Below are 17,371 nucleotides of genomic sequence, written 5' to 3'. Positions count from 1 at the left end.
ATACCAATGGGTTCTACATTCATGGGACTAGAGACGGCTAAAAGAGGAATCACAGCCCAGCGTGCAGGGCTTTATGTCACATCAAACAACGTGTCTAATGCAAATACGGAAGGCTACTCAAGACAAAGAGTTACCTTTAAAGCAGATAATCCTTATCCAGTGAATTCTGTTTATGACGGCAAGACTTATGGCCAAATGGGGACTGGTGTTCAAGTTGGAACCGTTGAAAGAATTAGAGATAGTTTTTTAGACCTTCAGTTCAGAGGTCATAACAACAATTTGTCTTACTATCGAGCCAAGTCTGATGCCCTTTCACAAATGGAGGGGGTTATGAATGATTTGACAGATGAAGGCTTAAACAGAGCCTTTGATAATCTTTGGAAATCATTACAGGTCCTATCAGAATCGAAAAATGCTGATTCTGCTTCGGCGCGTACGGTTGTCAAAACAAGTGCACAAGCTTTAGTAGACCAATTTCGCCTGCTCAATTCTTCTTTAACAACGATACAAAAGAATCTAAAAACAGAACTCGATTCAACAGCAAAAAATGTGAACACTCTTTTATCTCAAATAGAGGAAGTGAATAAACAGATTGCAACAGTTGAGCCAAATGGATATCTTCCAAATGATCTTTATGATACGCGTGATGCCCTTATAGATCAGTTATCCTCACTTGTTGATATTAAAGTGAGCTACAATCCACCTGGTGGAAATGCACTCAAAATTGCTGAAGGAACTGTCAACATCGACATTATCGGTGCGAATGGACAATCTGCTGGTACAATTTTGAATGGCATTACCAACGAGAAGTCTGAGTTGCAAATCTCCTACGATAATACGACAGGTCTTGTAAACTCGCTTCAATTCGGAACAACAACGATTGCAGCAGATCAGTTACAAGTGAATGGAAAAGTGAAAGCACTTGTTGAATCGTATGGCTACATGTCAAATGGAGCTGAAAAAGGAATGTATCCAGAGATGCTTGCAGAGCTAGATGAAGTAGCACAAGTATTCATGGATACATTTAACGACGTGCATAAGCAAGGGTACACATTAAACGGTACAAGCGGCCAAAACTTTTTTGACATTGAGGATAACAATGATTTGAATAAAGGATTGGCAGCTCGTATCAAGGTGAGTGATGTGATTTTAGCATCAACAGATAATATTGCCGCATCTCTCAATCAAACACAAGGTGACGGTTCGAATGCTACGGAATTAGCCAATATTCAAAATATAAAGCTGTCAATAGGCGGGAATACAACAACGATTCAAGATTACTATCAAAATGTCATTGCTGAAATGGGGATACAAGGGAAAAAGTACATGACGCTGGAAAGAAGTTCAGCTGATCTTGCTACCTCAGCAAATGAACGTAGAATGTCTACAAGCTCTGTCTCCATCGACGAAGAAATGTCGAATATGATTCAATTTCAGCATGCATATAATGCCGCCGCAAGAATAATGACATTACAAGATGAAGTATTAGATAAAGTAATTAACGGCATGGGTGTCGTAGGAAGGTAGGATAACTGATGCGAGTCACACAAGGTATGATTTCTCAAAACTCACTTCGCAATATTAGTAAAAGTTATGAAAAACTTTCTAAAATTAATGAGCAGGCGCAAACTGGAAAACGTTTTACAAAAACGTCTGATGATCCTGTTGCAGCAGTGAAAAGTCTTCAGTATAGTACAGCTCTGTTTCGAAATGAACAATATCAAAACAATCTAAATGAGGCTCGAAACTGGATTGATACATCTGAAACGAGTGTCACTGAAATCATTGATATTATGTCAAATGTACGAGACAAAGTGCTTGATGCGGCTAATGGAACAAAGCAGCCTGAAGATTTAGCGGCTATCGGAGTGGAAATTGGTCAGATGAAGAAACAAATCATTGATGCAATGAACACTCAGATGTTAGGCAAGTTCGTATTTAATGGGACAAATACGAATGTAAAACCAGTTGTAGAAAACGCAGATGGCACGTATACGTTTAACTTTGAAAATTATACGGATGCTAATGTAGTTAAATCGAACATTTCTGATGGTATTACTTTAAATGTGAACTCAAATCCACTTTCAGCTTTTGGGGGACAATCTGCTAGCGGTCAAAATGTCATCGAAATGCTGACGGATTTAGAAAACTCACTAAAAAATGGAACGTTTACAAACTCTGATGATGCATTAGGAAATATCGATCAGTTTAAAGAAGTGATGAGTGCTGAGCGCTCAGACCTTGGAGCCCGATCGAATCGTATTGATTTAGTAGGTAGCCGTTTGACTTCACAATTCGAAATGCTGAAAAATGCTAAATCAGATAATGAAGATGTTGAAAGTGAAAAAGCGATTATTGATCTTCTTCAACAAGAGGTTGTGAATAGAGCTGCTTTAGCGGCGACAGCTAAGGCTATTCAGCCATCACTTGTCGATTTCTTAAGATAATAAAAAGCATCCATTGGGTGCTTTTTTGCATCATGGAGGTGAATATATGCAAATCCCTAGATTGTTAATTCAACAAACCTATGCAAAGCTGCAAATGTCAACAACTCCTTCTAGACAAGAGGTGGAGCAGCCAAGAGCGGATCTTGAGATACAGCAGCCAAAAGCTGTCATGAACATTACAAGGACACCGTCGAAATTAACAATTGATCAAACTGAGGCATTTGCTGATATGGATATCAAATCAATTTTTAGGCGGTCTGAGGAATGGGCAGTTGAGGGGAAACGTGCTGTTGAAGAAGGAATGGGCCGAAGAGCGGAAGAAGGAAGCGAACTAATTAAAATTGAGAATGGTGGTAATGCAATTGCTGAATATGCCAAAATCAATGGCAGTTCTCCAGCAAAACAATTCACCATCGGTGTGATTCCTTCGTTCTTTAGTGTCAAAATTCACTATCAGCCTTCCGAGCTTCAAATTGATGTTGAGCCGCAAAAAGCCATCATTGAGGCAACAACGCATAAGCCAATTGTTAACTATCAGCCGGGTAAAGTAAATATTGATATGTTACAATACCCTGAATTAAAAATAGAAGTTGACGAAACGGGCCAAAATGGTGATAAGGTATAGTTAAGAAAAATGAAAAAGGTCGTGAATTATGATCATTCAAACAAAATACCATGGCGAAGTGCCGATTAAAGAGGAGCAAATCATCAACTTCTCTAATGGGATACCAGGATTTTTGGATCAAAAACAGTTTGTTATTTTACCTTTATCAGAAGAATCCCCATTTTTAGTTCTTCAATCATTAAAAAGTGCCGAATTAGGGTTTATTGTCAGCAGTCCGTTTATATTTTTCAACCAATACGAATTTGACTTAGATGAGGCGGTTGTGGAAATTATTGGTGTGGAAGATGCGAACGATATTGAAGTAATGGTTATTTTAACAATGGAATCTTCTATTGAAAAAACGACAGCCAATTTAAGAGCGCCTATTATTGTAAATCGGAAAAACATGAAAGCGAAACAGGTCATTTTGCATGATTCAGCTTATCATACAAAACATTTGTTAGAGGTAGCTTCCTCATGCTAGTTCTATCTCGTAAATTAAATCAGTCGATTCAAATAGGCGATGATATTGAAGTCAAGATTATCTCGATCGAAGGCGATCAATTGAAAATCGGAATTGATGCTCCTAAGCACATCGACATTCACAGGAAAGAAGTTTACCTGTCTATTCAAGAAGAGAACAATCGCGCTGCGAGTATGTCCTTAGATCTACTTTCTCAATTATCCTCACAAAAAAAGTGAGGATTTTTTTATCTGACTGACCCATTCTCCTTCGTGTGAGAGCGTTTCTGTGTGAATGTTACTATCTATATGAAACTTTAACAAATCTGTCTATCTATATTTAATTTGAAAATTCAAAGCCGATATAAAAGATAGATTAAAGCACAGGAGCTGAATAACTATGTCTGTTGGTAAGTTGACATCGCTAGAGACAATTATCGATGCATATCAAACCCGTGTTTCTAATAATCAGAATGACAGTGTAAACACTGATTTACAAGGAAATGGCAAGGTCGTTTCAAAAGAAGAAATTGAAAAAACCATTCAAGGAGCAAATAAACTAATAGAACCTACTCAATTTCATCTTCAATTTGAATTACATGAAAAGCTCAATGAATATTATGTCAAAGTAGTAGATAATCAAACAGAAGAAGTCATTAGAGAAATTCCTTCCAAGGAATGGCTTGATTTCTACGCGGCGATGACAGAGATTGTCGGTTTATTTGTAGATAAAAGGATGTAAATGAAGGGAGAAATGAACAATGGTTAATCGAATTACTGGATTTTCAAATGTGTTTGATATTGATGAAATCATATCAAAGTTAATGAAATCTGAACGAGCACCGCTTGATAAAATGACACGTCAGAAACAGATACTAGAATGGCAAAGAGACAGCTATCGAGAGGTTAATTCGAAAGTCAAAGAATTAGATGATCTGATTAACAAATTAAACTTAACGCTTCCAAGTACTTATGGCGCAAAAAAAGTGACAAGCTCTAATGAAGCTGCTGTCACAGCGACTGGAACGACAAGTGCTACCTCTGGCTCGATCAATGTCACTCAGCTTGCGACAGCTTCTGTATACAAATCTTCTGGTACATCTGGGTTTACACCTACAAACGGTACATTTACGTTTGAGGTAACTACACCAGATTCAACGAAACCAAAAACAGTGACAATTAATACCTCTGATACCGATACACTTGATGATATTGTCGCCAGGCTGAATAACTCTCAGCTAGGTGTAACGGCTTATAAAGGACAAATTTTTGATGGGACAAGCTATGTGGATACGATTGCTCTCACCTCGCGAACGACTGGTGAAGGTGTCAGTATTAAAGCAACTGATGGTGATTCAGCTTCATTCTTAACACAATTAGGATTTCAAGTAGATGGAGATAACAAATTAGTTGCGACGACACAAGGGCAGAAGGCGCAATACGAAATTAACGGTCTGAAAATGGAAAATAACAATAATACGTTCACCCATGCTGGTATCACATACGAGCTTAAAGCAACTACTGATAAGCCAGTCAGCTTAAACGTTTCAACAGATGTCGATGCGATCTATGACAAAATCAAACAATTTGTTGATAAATACAACGAACTCGTTGAGCAGATCAATGGCAAAGTCAATGAAAAAAGAAATAGAGATTATCAACCATTAACAGCTGAAGAAAAAAAAGCGATGTCTGACAAAGAAGTGGAGCTATGGGAAACGACCGCGAAGTCTGGTTTGCTGAGAAGTGATTCAATTTTACGATCTGGTGCCTCTAAAATAAGAAGTGATTTTTATGCTGATATTACGACAAGTGATTCGAATAAAATTCACATCACACAAATTGGTATTACGACATCATCAAAGTATAAAGATGGTGGAAAGCTTGAAATTAATGAAGAGAAGCTAAGAAAAGCTATTGAAGAAGATCCTCAAAAGGTCAGTCAAATGTTCATCTCGGGAAGTTTAAACCTTGATTCAAAAGATAAAGACAAAGCACAGCAGCAATATAAAGAACAAGGAATTATTTACCGTATTAAAAACTCCTTATCAGACTTCACGAAAAGTATTCAGATAAAGGCTGGTAGCACAACAATGGAGCTGAAAGAATACGGACTTGGGAAGGACCTGGATTCTTTGGCAAAACGAATGAGTACATTCCAAGACCGCTTGAAACTTGTTGAAAATCGTTACTATATAAAGTTTAATGCGATGGATAGTGCAATTCAAAAGCTAAACAACCAATCGGGCTATCTTTCTCAACTGCTTGGATAATAATTGGAGGTTTATAACATATGGCAATACAGAACCCTTATGCCGCCTATCAGAAAAATTCTATTGAAACCGCAACACCGGCCGAGTTGACGCTTATGCTTTATGAAGGGTGCTTAAAGTTTATTAGACTAGCGAAGCATGCCATTCAAAAAGAGGATGCTGAAACGAGAAACTTGAACCTGAAAAAGGCTCAAAACATCATCCAAGAATTAAATGTCACCTTAAATCGCTCCTATGACGTATCAAAGAGTATGGCCAGTATGTATGATTACATCTACCGTAGACTCATTGAAGCCAATCTCCAAAATGATGAAGAGATGTTGAATGAAGTAGAGCAATTCGTGATCGACTTCCGTGATGCTTGGAAGGAAGTCATTCAAACGGATCGAAAAGGTCGTCACCACTCTATCGGGGGATCTCTATGAGTATTGTTGACCAACTGCATGACCAAACATTAAAAATGGCGGCTGAAATAGCGGCAAATCCACAAAGTGAAACGTTGGTTGAAGACTTTGACGCTTTTTTAATTGAGAGAGACGAATTAATGAAAAATATTCAGCATGAGCTTACAGATCAAGAAAAAGAGAAGATCAAAGAGATCATTCAAACGGATCAACAGATGGCGAAGCAATTGACGACCATTCAAAAAGGGATTAAAGCGGATATTCAAGCCATTCAAAGAAAGAAAACGAAACAGATGAATTATCAAAATCCCTACAAGCCAATGACGAGTGACGGCGTTTTCTACGATAAACGGAAATAAATAGGTGAGACCTGTGGCGTATCGTTCAGATGACTATATCTTATTAACCAAATATTATGAACTTCTATATACGATAGAAGAGAGCCTAAAATATTTAGATGAAATTGAGAAGGATTTTGCTAAAACAGAAGGGGATCTGATCTTTAATGATCTGATCCAAGCCTTCTTTCATTTAGAGACAACACATCCCCTTCTGCTTTCAATTATTGAAAATGAGCACTTTGCTAAGACGATTCGTTCGTTTGACCAAATTTTTTCAAGTTTCGATATACTAGCTTTCTATACATTCCCTTCAAATCACTTCCAATCATTTCTTAAAACTTCTTTTATACCTGAATATAGAAAGTGGATGGATGAAATACATGCCTGTATGAGGCCGTATGTCATTCATTAATTTTTGTTCAATTCAGACCTTTCGGAGGAAATTATGAGACTAAAAAATCAATTTTTATGTGGGCTTATTGTCATATGTGTGTTGTTTGTCAGTATTTTAGGTTTCTCAAGCTTTATCTATAACAAAACAGATCAATCCTATAAAGCGCTCCTCAACAAAGAAGTGAAGCTCTATCAAACCTCACTGGAACTAGAGACACTGCTGCAAAAGCAGGAAGCGCAAATCAAGACATATGTTGCCGTGCAAGATGCTGAGAATTTACAGAAAATTGAGCGAACATATGAAGATATTAACAAGAAAACTAAGGAAGCTTCAAAACTTAGTACCGTTAAACAAGCAAAAAATCTGTTAGATCAAATTTCAGAAAAAAATTATCTCTACTACACCTCAACCAATCGATTATTTAATTCACTTAATATGCAAAATCAAAAAGAATTCAACACCCGCCTCAGTCAAGAATTACATCCTATCGAACAAGAAATACATACCTTTACAAAAGAATTCGCACAAACACAACTGAAACAACGAGATCAGAAAATCAATCAGCTCAATCAAGACAGTAACCAATTATTGCTGACCCTCATTCTTGTCAGCGCAGCGATCGTAGTCGGCTTTTTGGTAATTGGTATCAGGTTTGTTCATCGAATGACAAAACCGATTGTCTCTGTTACAAATGCTGCAAGAAGGATGGCAGATGGTGATCTCACACTCGAAGAGATTGAAGTAAGTTCAAGAAATGAGATTGGCCAACTAGGGAAAGCTTTTAACCAAATGACAACTCATTTGCGTCAGCTCATTTTTCAGGTGCAGAACGGATCAAGACAATTATCTGATTCTGCTGCTCAATTTGAGGAAACCATCAGCCAGACCATTTCAGCTAGTAAACAGACGTCTAGCTCGATTGAACAGGTCAGTGAAGCGTCACGTGAACAATCAGATGCGGTCGGAAAAGTCGCTTCTGCCATTCAAGAGGTCTCGACTGGCATGCAAAATGCAGTTGAACACACATCCGATGTTTCGGGTCAATCAATTTCAGTGACTGAAAAGGCTGAAGAGGGCGCATCTCTCATTCAACAATTTGTAAAACAAATGAGCTCTATTAAGGAGTCTGTCAATGAACACCACTCCACAATGTCTAATGTACAAGCGCAGTTTACGGCCATCCAAGATCTATTAGGCAATATTCACGCCATTGCCGATCAGACGAATTTGCTTGCTTTAAACGCTGCAATTGAAGCGGCAAGAGCAGGGGAGCATGGAAGGGGTTTTGCGGTTGTGGCAGATGAAGTGAGGAAACTGGCAGAAGAATCGAGTCAGCTGACAGATCAAATTAGTCAATTGCTCGCCAACTTGAACAAGGATACGGGAAAGTCATCACAATCTATGACGAAGGTTGAACGAGATGTAGAAGAAGGAGTGAAAGCATCGCAATTGTCTGCACAGAACTTTCATGACATTTTGGAATCCATTCGTGATATCTCCATGAAAGCAGAGGAGATGTCAGCGACCGCAGAGCAGATTTCAGCTAGTACAGAGGAGATTTCTCAAACGGTTGGTGTCATTGAAGAAGGGGCAAAACGGAACTCAGAAGAGACGGAACATATGTCGGCGAATGTTGAAGAATCACTAGCGGCGAATGAAGAAATGAAAGCATCTGCGAAGGATTTAAAGTCTTTGTCTCAATCGCTGAAAACATCTATTTCATCTTTCAAAATTTAAAGCGTGCTGGTCTTTTTCAAGAATGAACGGAATATATATTCATCACCTATCAAGCAAAGCTGAAGCACTGCAAAATTCGACAAATTTCAATAAATATTCACATTTATTTTACGTTTGAGCAGGAGAAAAGGAGGGAAAAGTAGAAATAAGTTTACATATCCTTAATTTTAAAGGAGGCGTTCTTTACATGAATTACAATGTCAGAGGAGAAAACATCGAAGTAACACCTGCACTAAGAGATCATGTCGAGAAAAAAATTGGAAAGCTGGAGCGTTATTTTGAGTCAGATGTAGATGCTTCAGTCAACGTGAACTTGAAGTTTTACAACGATCAAGAATCTAAAGTTGAGGTTACCATTCCAATGACAGATCTAGCACTTCGAGCTGAGGTGCATAATGAGGACATGTACAATGCAGTAGACCTAGCAGCAAGTAAATTAGAACGTCAAATTAGAAAACACAAAACAAAGGTGAATCGTAAGTTCCGTGAGCAAGGTGCGAAAAAGCACTTATTTGCTGGAGGAAATGGCACTGTCGATGTAGCGGTTCAAGATGATGAAGAAGTTGATGAAACAGAAATCGTCAGACAGAAGCGCTTTAACTTAAAACCGATGGATAGCGAAGAGGCCATCCTTCAAATGAACATGTTAGGTCACAGTTTCTTTGTCTTCACGAATGCTGACACAAATTTGACCAATGTGGTGTATCGCCGAAATGACGGTAAATATGGACTTATTGAGCCAAACGCTTAACTGTCAGCTTTTCATGACTAAAAACAACCTAAATAAAGTAAACCCGTTCCCTTGATGAGGGGCGGGTTTTTTGTTCTAAATCATTGCAAATTCTTTGGAAATCATGGAAGGTATGGTATGATAAATGTAGGTAAATATGGACCTGTTAAACTTTTGTACATGCCGAAAAATTGCATGAAATAGAGGAGCGTTATTATATGCTTGGAATCTTAAACAAAGTGTTTGATCCTACGAAACGTACGATCAGCCGATATGAAAAAAAGGCAAATGAAATCGAAGCTCTCGCTCAAGATTTTGAGAAATTATCAGACGAGGCTTTACGAAATAAAACGATTGAATTGAAAGAAAAACTGGAAAAAGGACAATCCGAGGATGACCTTTTAGTTGAAGCTTTTGCAACGGTTCGCGAGGTATCGCGCCGCGTGACAGGAATGTTCCCATTTAAAGTGCAGCTCATGGGGGGGATTGCGCTTCATGAAGGTAACATCTCTGAGATGAAAACAGGTGAAGGTAAAACGCTAACATCAACGATGCCCGTTTATTTGAATGCTCTTTCTGGAAAAGGCGTCCACATCGTGACAGTCAACGAATATTTGGCAAGCCGTGATGCGCAGGAAATGGGCAAAATCTTTGAATTTCTTGGATTAACGGTAGGCTTGAATTTAAACAGTTTAGACAAAGATGAAAAAAGAGAAGCGTATGCCGCTGATATCACGTATTCAACAAACAATGAACTTGGCTTTGACTATTTAAGAGATAACATGGTGCTTTATAAAGAGCAAATGGTCCAAAGACCAATTCATTATGCCGTGATTGATGAAGTTGACTCCATCTTAGTGGATGAAGCGAGAACACCTTTGATTATTTCTGGACAAGCTGCAAAATCAACGAAGCTTTATGTACAAGCAAATGCATTTGTTCGTACATTAAAAATAGAAGATGATTTTACGTATGATATTAAAACAAAAAGTGTACAGCTGACAGAAAGCGGAATGACAAAGGCGGAAAAGGCATTCGGCATCGAGAACTTATTTGATGTCAAACATGTGGCACTTAACCACCATATCGCTCAAGCCTTAAAGGCACATGTTGCGATGCAAAAAGACGTTGATTATGTCGTAGAAGATGGACAAGTCGTGATTGTTGACTCCTTCACAGGCCGTTTAATGAAAGGACGCCGCTATAGTGAAGGTCTGCATCAAGCCATCGAGGCAAAAGAAGGTCTTGAAGTGCAGAATGAAAGCATGACACTTGCAACAATTACGTTCCAGAACTACTTCCGTATGTATGAAAAGTTATCTGGTATGACAGGTACAGCGAAAACGGAAGAAGAGGAATTTCGTAACATTTACAACATGCAGGTTGTGACAATTCCGACCAATAAACCAGTGGTTCGTGATGACAGACCTGACTTAATTTATCGCACAATGGATGGTAAATTTAAAGCAGTGGCTGAGGATGTTGCGCAGCGTTATATGACAGGGCAGCCCGTTCTAGTCGGAACAGTTGCTGTTGAGACATCTGAGCTGATTTCTAAGCTGCTCAAAAATAAAGGCATTCCTCATCAAGTGTTAAATGCGAAAAACCATGAGCGTGAAGCACAAATTATTGAGGAAGCTGGTCAAAAAGGTGCCGTTACCATTGCAACAAACATGGCGGGACGTGGTACAGACATCAAGCTTGGCGAAGGTGTGAAAGAATTGGGCGGTCTCGCTGTTATTGGGACAGAGCGTCATGAATCACGCCGTATTGATAACCAGCTTCGTGGTCGTTCTGGTCGTCAAGGAGACCCAGGCATTACACAATTTTATCTATCCATGGAAGATGAATTGATGCGAAGATTCGGTGCAGAGCGGACAATGGCGATGCTTGACCGATTTGGCATGGATGACTCTACACCAATTCAGAGTAAAATGGTGTCTAAAGCCGTTGAATCTTCCCAAAAACGTGTTGAGGGAAATAACTTTGATTCCCGTAAGCAACTTCTACAATATGATGATGTGCTGCGTCAACAGCGTGAAGTCATTTACAAACAGCGCTTTGAAGTCATCGATTCTGATAACTTGAAATCGATTGTGATCAATATGATTCAATCGTCTATTGAGCGGGCTGTTGGATCTTATACGCCGAAAGAAGAACTTCCAGAAGAGTGGAAACTAGATGGTCTTGTTGAATTAATCAATACGAACTATTTAGATGAAGGTGGCATTACGGTCAAAGATATCTTCGGTAAAGAAGCAGATGAAATCACGTCCTTCATCATGGATCATATTAAAGAGAAATACGATGCAAAAGAAGAGACATTTGGCAATGAACAAATGCGTGAATTTGAAAAAGTCATCGTCCTTCGTGCAGTAGATTCGAAATGGATGGATCACATTGATGCAATGGATCAGTTGCGTCAAGGAATTCATTTGCGTGCGTATGCACAAACAAATCCGCTTCGTGAGTATCAAATGGAAGGATATACGATGTTTGAGCACATGGTGGCTTCGATTGAAGATGATGTGGCCAAATATGTTCTAAAATCAGAAATCCAAAACAACCTAGAACGTGAAGAAGTTGTTCAGGGTCAAACAACTGCTCATCAGCCTCAAGAGGGTGATGAGGAGAAAACGGTGAAGAAGAAGCCGGTACGGAAAATAGTTGATATTGGACGAAACTCACCATGTCATTGTGGAAGCGGTAAGAAATATAAAAATTGTCATGGGAAGACAGAATAAGTAATAGAAAGAGGTGAAAACCTCTTTCTATTCATGTCAACCCCCATACATCTATGAGGTGAAGGATATGGAATTAGTTGAAATTAGACAAGAGCTTGAAAATATGGCTAGCAGGCTAGCTGATTTTAGGGGGTCTCTTTGACCTCGAAACAAAAGAAGCCAAAATCACAGAGCTTGAAGCGACCATGTCAGAGCCTGACTTTTGGAATGATCAGCAAAAGGCGCAAGGTGTCATCAATGAAACTAATGCACTGAAGGATTATGTAAATACATATCATGAGCTTAGTGAATCACATGAAGAGCTGCAAATGACGTATGACTTATTAAAGGAAGATTATGATGGGGAACTTCATGCAGAGCTTGAAAAAGAGCTGAAGAACTTAACAAAACAGTTTAACGAGTTTGAGTTGCAGCTACTCTTAAGCGAACCATACGATAAAAACAATGCCATTCTTGAGCTTCACCCTGGTGCAGGGGGTACCGAATCACAGGACTGGGGTTCTATGCTTCTGAGAATGTACACTCGCTGGGCAGAACGTAGAGGCTTTAAAGTTGAAACGCTTGATTATCTACCTGGTGATGAAGCTGGAATTAAGTCTGTGACATTGCTGATCAAAGGGCATAACGCTTACGGTTACTTAAAAGCAGAAAAAGGTGTCCACCGTTTGGTGCGAATTTCTCCTTTTGATTCATCAGGCCGTAGACATACATCCTTCGTTTCCTGTGATGTCATGCCAGAATTCAATGAAGAAATTGATATTGATATTCGTACAGAGGATATTAAGGTTGATACGTATCGTGCTAGCGGCGCAGGTGGCCAGCACGTCAATACGACGGATTCTGCGGTTCGTATCACACACATTCCAACAAATGTCGTGGTGACATGCCAAACAGAAAGATCACAAATCAAAAACAGAGAACGTGCGATGAAAATGCTGAAATCGAAACTATACCAAAAACGGATCGAAGAACAGCAGGTAGAATTGGATGAAATCAGAGGAGAACAGAAGGAAATTGGCTGGGGCAGCCAAATTCGCTCTTATGTATTCCACCCATATTCCCTTGTGAAAGACCATCGAACCAATACGGAGATGGGAAATGTTCAAGCGGTCATGGATGGAGATTTAGATTCATTCATCGATGCTTATTTGCGTTCGAAATTATCATAAAAACTCGGCTTTTTGCTGGGTTTTTTTAATTGTGAGAACATATAATGAATATAAAGGAATACATACGCCATACTGACTTTACATTCTTTGTATGATGAAATTAGCACATAAAGGGGGAAATACTTTGGGATTAAAACCATTACAAGAGACGTGGGATTTAGATGCTTTTTTTAAGGGAGGCAGTTCTTCATCAGAATTTATCACATACTTGCAAAACATTCAGCAACTATTAGATGAATTACGCAAAAAGGTAGATGCCTTTTCAAAAGAAGATACACAAATTGAAAACAAATTAACGTCTGTCCTTGAAACGTATGAAACCACATATAAAAAACTTTCTCAAGCCGGTTCATTTGTATCTTGTCTACAATCTCAAAATACAAAGGATATGAAAGCAGGCAGCCTTCGAGGGTCCATTGCCAAGCTGGAAGCTGAATTAGAAACCATTCTTACGCTGTTTGACCAAGTGTTGGCTGCAATACCTTCTAATAAGTGGAAAGAACTGATGGATTCAGCCGACTTTTCAGATGTTCGTTACATATTAAATGAACGAAGAGAGCGCGTGAAGGACCAATTACCTGTTGAACAGGAAACGTTGATTCAAAAGCTAGCAGTAGATGGATATCATGCGTGGGATGAGCTTTATTCTAGCTTAGTGAATAAGATTACCATTCCATTTGAGCAAAATGGTGAAACGCAGATGATTTCTGTAGGCCAGGCAGAAAATACAATGGATGATTCAGATCGTGAAGTCAGAAAGTCTGTTTATCATAACCTAGAGCATGCATGGACGCAGGATGAACATTTATTTGCAAGCACCCTCAATCACCTCTCTGGTTTTCGATTACAAGTGTATGAAGCAAGAGGCTGGGATCATATTTTAAAAGAGCCACTTGATATTTGCCGTATGAAACAAGAAACACTTAATGCGATGTGGTCTGTGATCGATGAACATAAACAGCCATTCATTGATTACTTACAACGGAAAGCTGATATGCTTGGGGTTGGTAAGCTGAGCTGGTTCGATATTGGGGCACCTATTGGACGTGAGACAAAGACTTTTCCTTATCAAGAAGCAGCTGCTTTTATTGTGAAGCATTTTGCTGGGTTTGGAAAAGAGCTTGCTGCCTTTACTGAAAAAGCGTTTAATGAACGCTGGATAGAAGCTGAAAATCGTCCAAACAAACGTGTGGGCGGCTTTTGTACAAATTTCCCTGACAGCGGAGAATCTCGCATTTTTATGACTTTCTCAGGAAGTCCATCCAATGTAGCGACATTAGCGCATGAGCTTGGTCACTCTTTTCATCAGGAAGTGATGCAGGATGTTCGCATTTTGAATCGTAAATATGCGATGAATGTAGCAGAAATGGCATCGACCTTTGCAGAAATGATTGTAGCTGATGCTTCATTAAAAGAAGCGGCAAATGAAGAAGAGCGTCTCAGTTTGTTAGAGGATAAGCTGCAGCGTAGTGTAGCATTTTTTATGAACATTCAATCACGTTTTTTATTTGAACAGCGCTTTTATGAAGAGCGTAAACATGGAGAAGTGCCAGCTGATCGCTTGAATGAGCTGATGGTAGAAGCGCAGAAGGAAGCCTTTGGTGACTCCTTAGATGAATACCATCCGCATTTCTGGGCGTCTAAACTACATTTCCATATTACAGGTGTACCGTTTTATAATTTCCCTTATACATTTGGATACATGTTCTCGCTAGGTATTTATGCGAAAGCATTGCAGGCTGGGGCATCATTTGAAGAGAAATACATTGCATTATTAAAGGATACAGCTTCAATGGCGGTAGAAGATTTAGCATATAAGCATTTAGGTGTCGATCTCACCCAAAAAGCTTTTTGGGAGGAAGCCATTTCTCTAGCTGTGGCAGATGCCGAAGAGTTTTTAGAAGCAACGAAAAAATAGATGAAAAGCTCCTATTATGGGAGCTTTTTTGCTGGTTTTAACCACGTAAGCATTGTCTGAATGATGTCTTTTTGTTATGTCAGAGCTGGAATGTCAGCAGGCTGATCACCTTTTTGGTTGCAATACATGATTGCCTTTTCTCCTGATATAGACAGTACTTGAAAGGGTGCTTGTTTCAGGTCGTCTGATGCTGGATAAGAGGATAGAAAAAAGAGACCGTCTAGCTTGCTTTGATTGTTTTCTGCATACATAGCCGCAGCTGGTCCACCAAGTGAATGTCCGCCAACATACCAATGTTTCATTGCTTTATGCCCTTTGATGATGTCCTGTGCTTTTTTTGTATGGAAGATCGCAAAGGAAAATGGCATGTCAGGGATAAAGATAGAGTAGGCTTTTTTCGAGAGTGCTTCCCCTATAAAGTCATACGCAAGCGGTTCGACCTTGGCCCTAGATAGAGGATAATGCCAGTCATTTTCAGTAATTTCTCCATCGCATGTCCCTTCATTCTCATGTATATATTCAATATACCATCATTTCGCTCATACCAAGTAATGAGTACGCTGATCCGGCTGTGTGATAAAGTATTAATCCATTAGCACTGCATTTGGCTGTTATTTACAATCTGGATAGGAGGGCTTAAAATAGGTGTGCATTCAGAAGTAACGGAGGAAGAAAGACATGAAGCAGGGACATTCTCAATTTTGGATTGAAGCGAAAAATTATCTTTTCATTTTAATAGGATCAACCATCGTGGCGATTGGATTTAATACGCTATTATTACCGAATCAGATTGCAGCTGGAGGTGTGAGCGGGATTAGTACTATTATGCAGTCATTCGGTTTTGAAGCAGCGTATGTGCAATGGGGCTTGAATATCCCCCTATTTTTCGCTGGGTTTTATTTATTAGGCCGTACATTTGGGGTGAAAACACTAGTTGGCTCTATTTTTTTACCTTTGCTGGTGTTTTTAACAAGACATATTGCACCTGTGACGCATGAAGCTCTTTTAGCAGCGATTTTTGGAGGAGTGGTAATTGGGATCGGTATTGGGCTCGTGTTCCTTGGAAATGGATCAACGGGTGGAACGGCACTCGCTGCGAAAATCATCAATAAGTATACAGGCCTGTCGTTAGGCACATGTTTAGCGATAATAGATGGCCTTATTGTTCTGGCTGCAATGACAGTTTTTGGGATAGAAGAAGGACTGTATGCTATCATTGGTGTATTTATTTCTAGTAAAACGATTGATGTGGTTCAGGCAGGCTTCAGTCATTCGAAAATGGCGATGATCATTACCGGGCATGAGGATGAGGTCAGGCAGGCTGTTTTTGATCAAATTGATCGTGGTGTAACGAAAATCTCAGCAGTAGGAGGATATACCGATCACGACCGGCCGATTCTTATGTGTGTCGTTGGGCAATCACAATTCACAAAGTTGAAACAAGTTGTGAAAGCAATCGATGCATCAGCATTTGTCATCGTAATGGATGCGAAAGAGGTACTTGGTAAGGGTTTTAAAAGGGGGTAAACAAGGATATAATAACATTGACCGAAAGATTGTAAGGGAGGAAAATAGATGAAAAAGGGCGGATTAACGCTGCTATTCATGGCAATGCTTTTTGTACTTGCGGCTTGTGGAGGAAATTCGAGCAGCAGTAACAAAGAAGGCAGTAAGAGTGCTTCAACTGTTAGCAGTGGTGAGAAAATTTATCAGCAGAACTGTATTGGCTGTCATGGGAAAGATTTATCTGGTGGAGGCGGACCAAGCCTAAAAGAAGTAGGGAAGAAATATAATGAAAACCAAATCGCAGATATTGCACAGAACGGTAAAGGGTCTATGCCAAGCGGAATGGTGGATGAGAAACAAGCAACAGAAGTCGCAAAATGGCTTGCAGAGAAAAAATAAAACCTTTGTCTAATGGGACTGACCCCCGTTTTTGAGACAGGGATCAAAACACCTTTATGAAACAGCCAGTTGTCGAAACTCTTTCGGTGACTGGTTGTTTCATTTTAATTGAATTCGGATATTGTTATAATAATTAATATACTCCCTGACCGTTTTTTCTACAATGGCTGTTGTAGTGTTTGTCAGGTGGTGGAGATAGAATCCTTCTGATTTTAAACTGGAGTGGAAGGATTCGATGGGGGC

The 17,371-nt window shown here is 39.4% G+C and carries 19 protein-coding genes; 17 read left to right on the top strand and 2 right to left on the bottom strand.

The window, feature by feature from the left end:
* Positions 1 to 6 precede the first annotated feature (6 nt).
* From flgK to LC033_RS07715, 15 genes are all read left to right on the top strand, one after another.
* Complete coding sequence (gene flgK / locus LC033_RS07785) at positions 7 to 1,527, top strand: flagellar hook-associated protein FlgK (protein ID WP_226567708.1); 1,521 nt, start codon at positions 7 to 9, stop codon at positions 1,525 to 1,527.
* A gap of 8 nt (positions 1,528 to 1,535) precedes the next feature.
* Positions 1,536 to 2,447, top strand: a complete 912-nt coding sequence (flgL, locus tag LC033_RS07780) for a flagellar hook-associated protein FlgL (protein ID WP_226567707.1) — start codon at positions 1,536 to 1,538, stop codon at positions 2,445 to 2,447.
* 46 nt (positions 2,448 to 2,493) lie between these two features.
* Positions 2,494 to 3,072 carry a DUF6470 family protein gene (locus tag LC033_RS07775; protein ID WP_226567706.1) on the top strand — a complete coding sequence of 193 codons (579 nt, stop codon included), beginning with the start codon at positions 2,494 to 2,496 and terminating at the stop codon, positions 3,070 to 3,072.
* Positions 3,073 to 3,100: 28 nt separating this feature from the next.
* Positions 3,101 to 3,535, top strand: a complete 435-nt coding sequence (gene fliW, locus LC033_RS07770; RefSeq protein ID WP_226567705.1) for a flagellar assembly protein FliW — start codon at positions 3,101 to 3,103, stop codon at positions 3,533 to 3,535.
* Positions 3,529 to 3,753 carry a carbon storage regulator CsrA gene (csrA, locus tag LC033_RS07765; protein WP_226567704.1) on the top strand — a complete coding sequence of 75 codons (225 nt, stop codon included), beginning with the start codon at positions 3,529 to 3,531 and terminating at the stop codon, positions 3,751 to 3,753. Before fliW ends, csrA begins: the two co-directional genes overlap by 7 nt.
* Positions 3,754 to 3,913: 160 nt before the next feature.
* Positions 3,914 to 4,255 carry a flagellar protein FlaG gene (gene flaG / locus LC033_RS07760; protein ID WP_226567703.1) on the top strand — a complete coding sequence of 114 codons (342 nt, stop codon included), beginning with the start codon at positions 3,914 to 3,916 and terminating at the stop codon, positions 4,253 to 4,255.
* A 19-nt stretch (positions 4,256 to 4,274) separates the two neighbouring features.
* Positions 4,275 to 5,786: a flagellar hook-associated protein 2 gene (locus LC033_RS07755; RefSeq protein WP_226567702.1), complete on the top strand. Its 1,512-nt coding sequence runs from the start codon at positions 4,275 to 4,277 to the stop codon at positions 5,784 to 5,786.
* 20 nt (positions 5,787 to 5,806) lie between these two features.
* Positions 5,807 to 6,211 carry a flagellar export chaperone FliS gene (gene fliS, locus LC033_RS07750; RefSeq protein ID WP_226567701.1) on the top strand — a complete coding sequence of 135 codons (405 nt, stop codon included), beginning with the start codon at positions 5,807 to 5,809 and terminating at the stop codon, positions 6,209 to 6,211.
* Complete coding sequence (gene fliT, locus LC033_RS07745) at positions 6,208 to 6,549, top strand: flagellar protein FliT (protein WP_226567700.1); 342 nt, start codon at positions 6,208 to 6,210, stop codon at positions 6,547 to 6,549. Before fliS ends, fliT begins: the two co-directional genes overlap by 4 nt.
* 13 nt (positions 6,550 to 6,562) lie before the next feature.
* Positions 6,563 to 6,943, top strand: coding sequence for a DUF8042 domain-containing protein (locus LC033_RS07740; RefSeq protein WP_226567699.1), 381 nt, complete (start codon positions 6,563 to 6,565; stop codon positions 6,941 to 6,943).
* Between the two features lie 33 nt (positions 6,944 to 6,976).
* Positions 6,977 to 8,662 (top strand): methyl-accepting chemotaxis protein, encoded by a 1,686-nt coding sequence (locus LC033_RS07735; protein WP_226567698.1) that lies wholly within the window; start codon positions 6,977 to 6,979, stop codon positions 8,660 to 8,662.
* A 187-nt stretch (positions 8,663 to 8,849) separates the two neighbouring features.
* Positions 8,850 to 9,413: a ribosome hibernation-promoting factor, HPF/YfiA family gene (gene hpf / locus LC033_RS07730; RefSeq protein WP_226567697.1), complete on the top strand. Its 564-nt coding sequence runs from the start codon at positions 8,850 to 8,852 to the stop codon at positions 9,411 to 9,413.
* 197 nt (positions 9,414 to 9,610) lie between these two features.
* Positions 9,611 to 12,136, top strand: coding sequence for a preprotein translocase subunit SecA (secA, locus tag LC033_RS07725; protein WP_226567696.1), 2,526 nt, complete (start codon positions 9,611 to 9,613; stop codon positions 12,134 to 12,136).
* A gap of 67 nt (positions 12,137 to 12,203) precedes the next feature.
* A protein-coding gene (gene prfB / locus LC033_RS07720; RefSeq protein ID WP_226567695.1) for a peptide chain release factor 2 occupies positions 12,204 to 13,305 on the top strand; the annotation gives its coding sequence in 2 pieces (ribosomal slippage) (positions 12,204 to 12,275 and positions 12,277 to 13,305; 1,101 coding nt in all).
* A gap of 124 nt (positions 13,306 to 13,429) precedes the next feature.
* Entirely contained in the window at positions 13,430 to 15,223 is a 1,794-nt protein-coding gene (locus LC033_RS07715) for a M3 family oligoendopeptidase (protein ID WP_226567694.1), read from the top strand.
* Positions 15,224 to 15,297: 74 nt separating this feature from the next.
* Here LC033_RS07715 and LC033_RS07710 read toward each other — a convergent pair whose 3' ends face one another.
* Complete coding sequence (locus LC033_RS07710) at positions 15,298 to 15,639, bottom strand: alpha/beta fold hydrolase (protein WP_312887861.1); 342 nt, start codon at positions 15,637 to 15,639, stop codon at positions 15,298 to 15,300.
* Between the two features lie 262 nt (positions 15,640 to 15,901).
* Here LC033_RS07710 and LC033_RS07705 point away from each other — a divergent pair, with 262 nt between their 5' ends.
* Together LC033_RS07705 and cccB are read left to right on the top strand one after the other, a co-directional pair.
* On the top strand, positions 15,902 to 16,750 hold the full coding sequence (locus tag LC033_RS07705; protein ID WP_226567693.1) for a YitT family protein: 849 nt from the start codon (positions 15,902 to 15,904) through the stop codon (positions 16,748 to 16,750).
* 48 nt (positions 16,751 to 16,798) lie between these two features.
* Positions 16,799 to 17,128, top strand: a complete 330-nt coding sequence (gene cccB / locus LC033_RS07700) for a cytochrome c551 (protein WP_226567692.1) — start codon at positions 16,799 to 16,801, stop codon at positions 17,126 to 17,128.
* A gap of 99 nt (positions 17,129 to 17,227) precedes the next feature.
* Here the strand turns inward: cccB and LC033_RS07695 are convergent.
* The coding region (locus LC033_RS07695; RefSeq protein ID WP_226567749.1) for an IS3 family transposase at positions 17,228 to 17,371 on the bottom strand (144 nt) is incomplete at its 5' end.

The sequence above is a fragment of the Bacillus stratosphericus genome, from assembly GCF_020524495.1.
In the GTDB taxonomy this organism is placed as follows: Bacteria; Bacillota; Bacilli; order Bacillales; family Bacillaceae; genus Bacillus; species Bacillus stratosphericus_B.
This window is presented reverse-complemented; position numbering and strand designations above follow the sequence as displayed.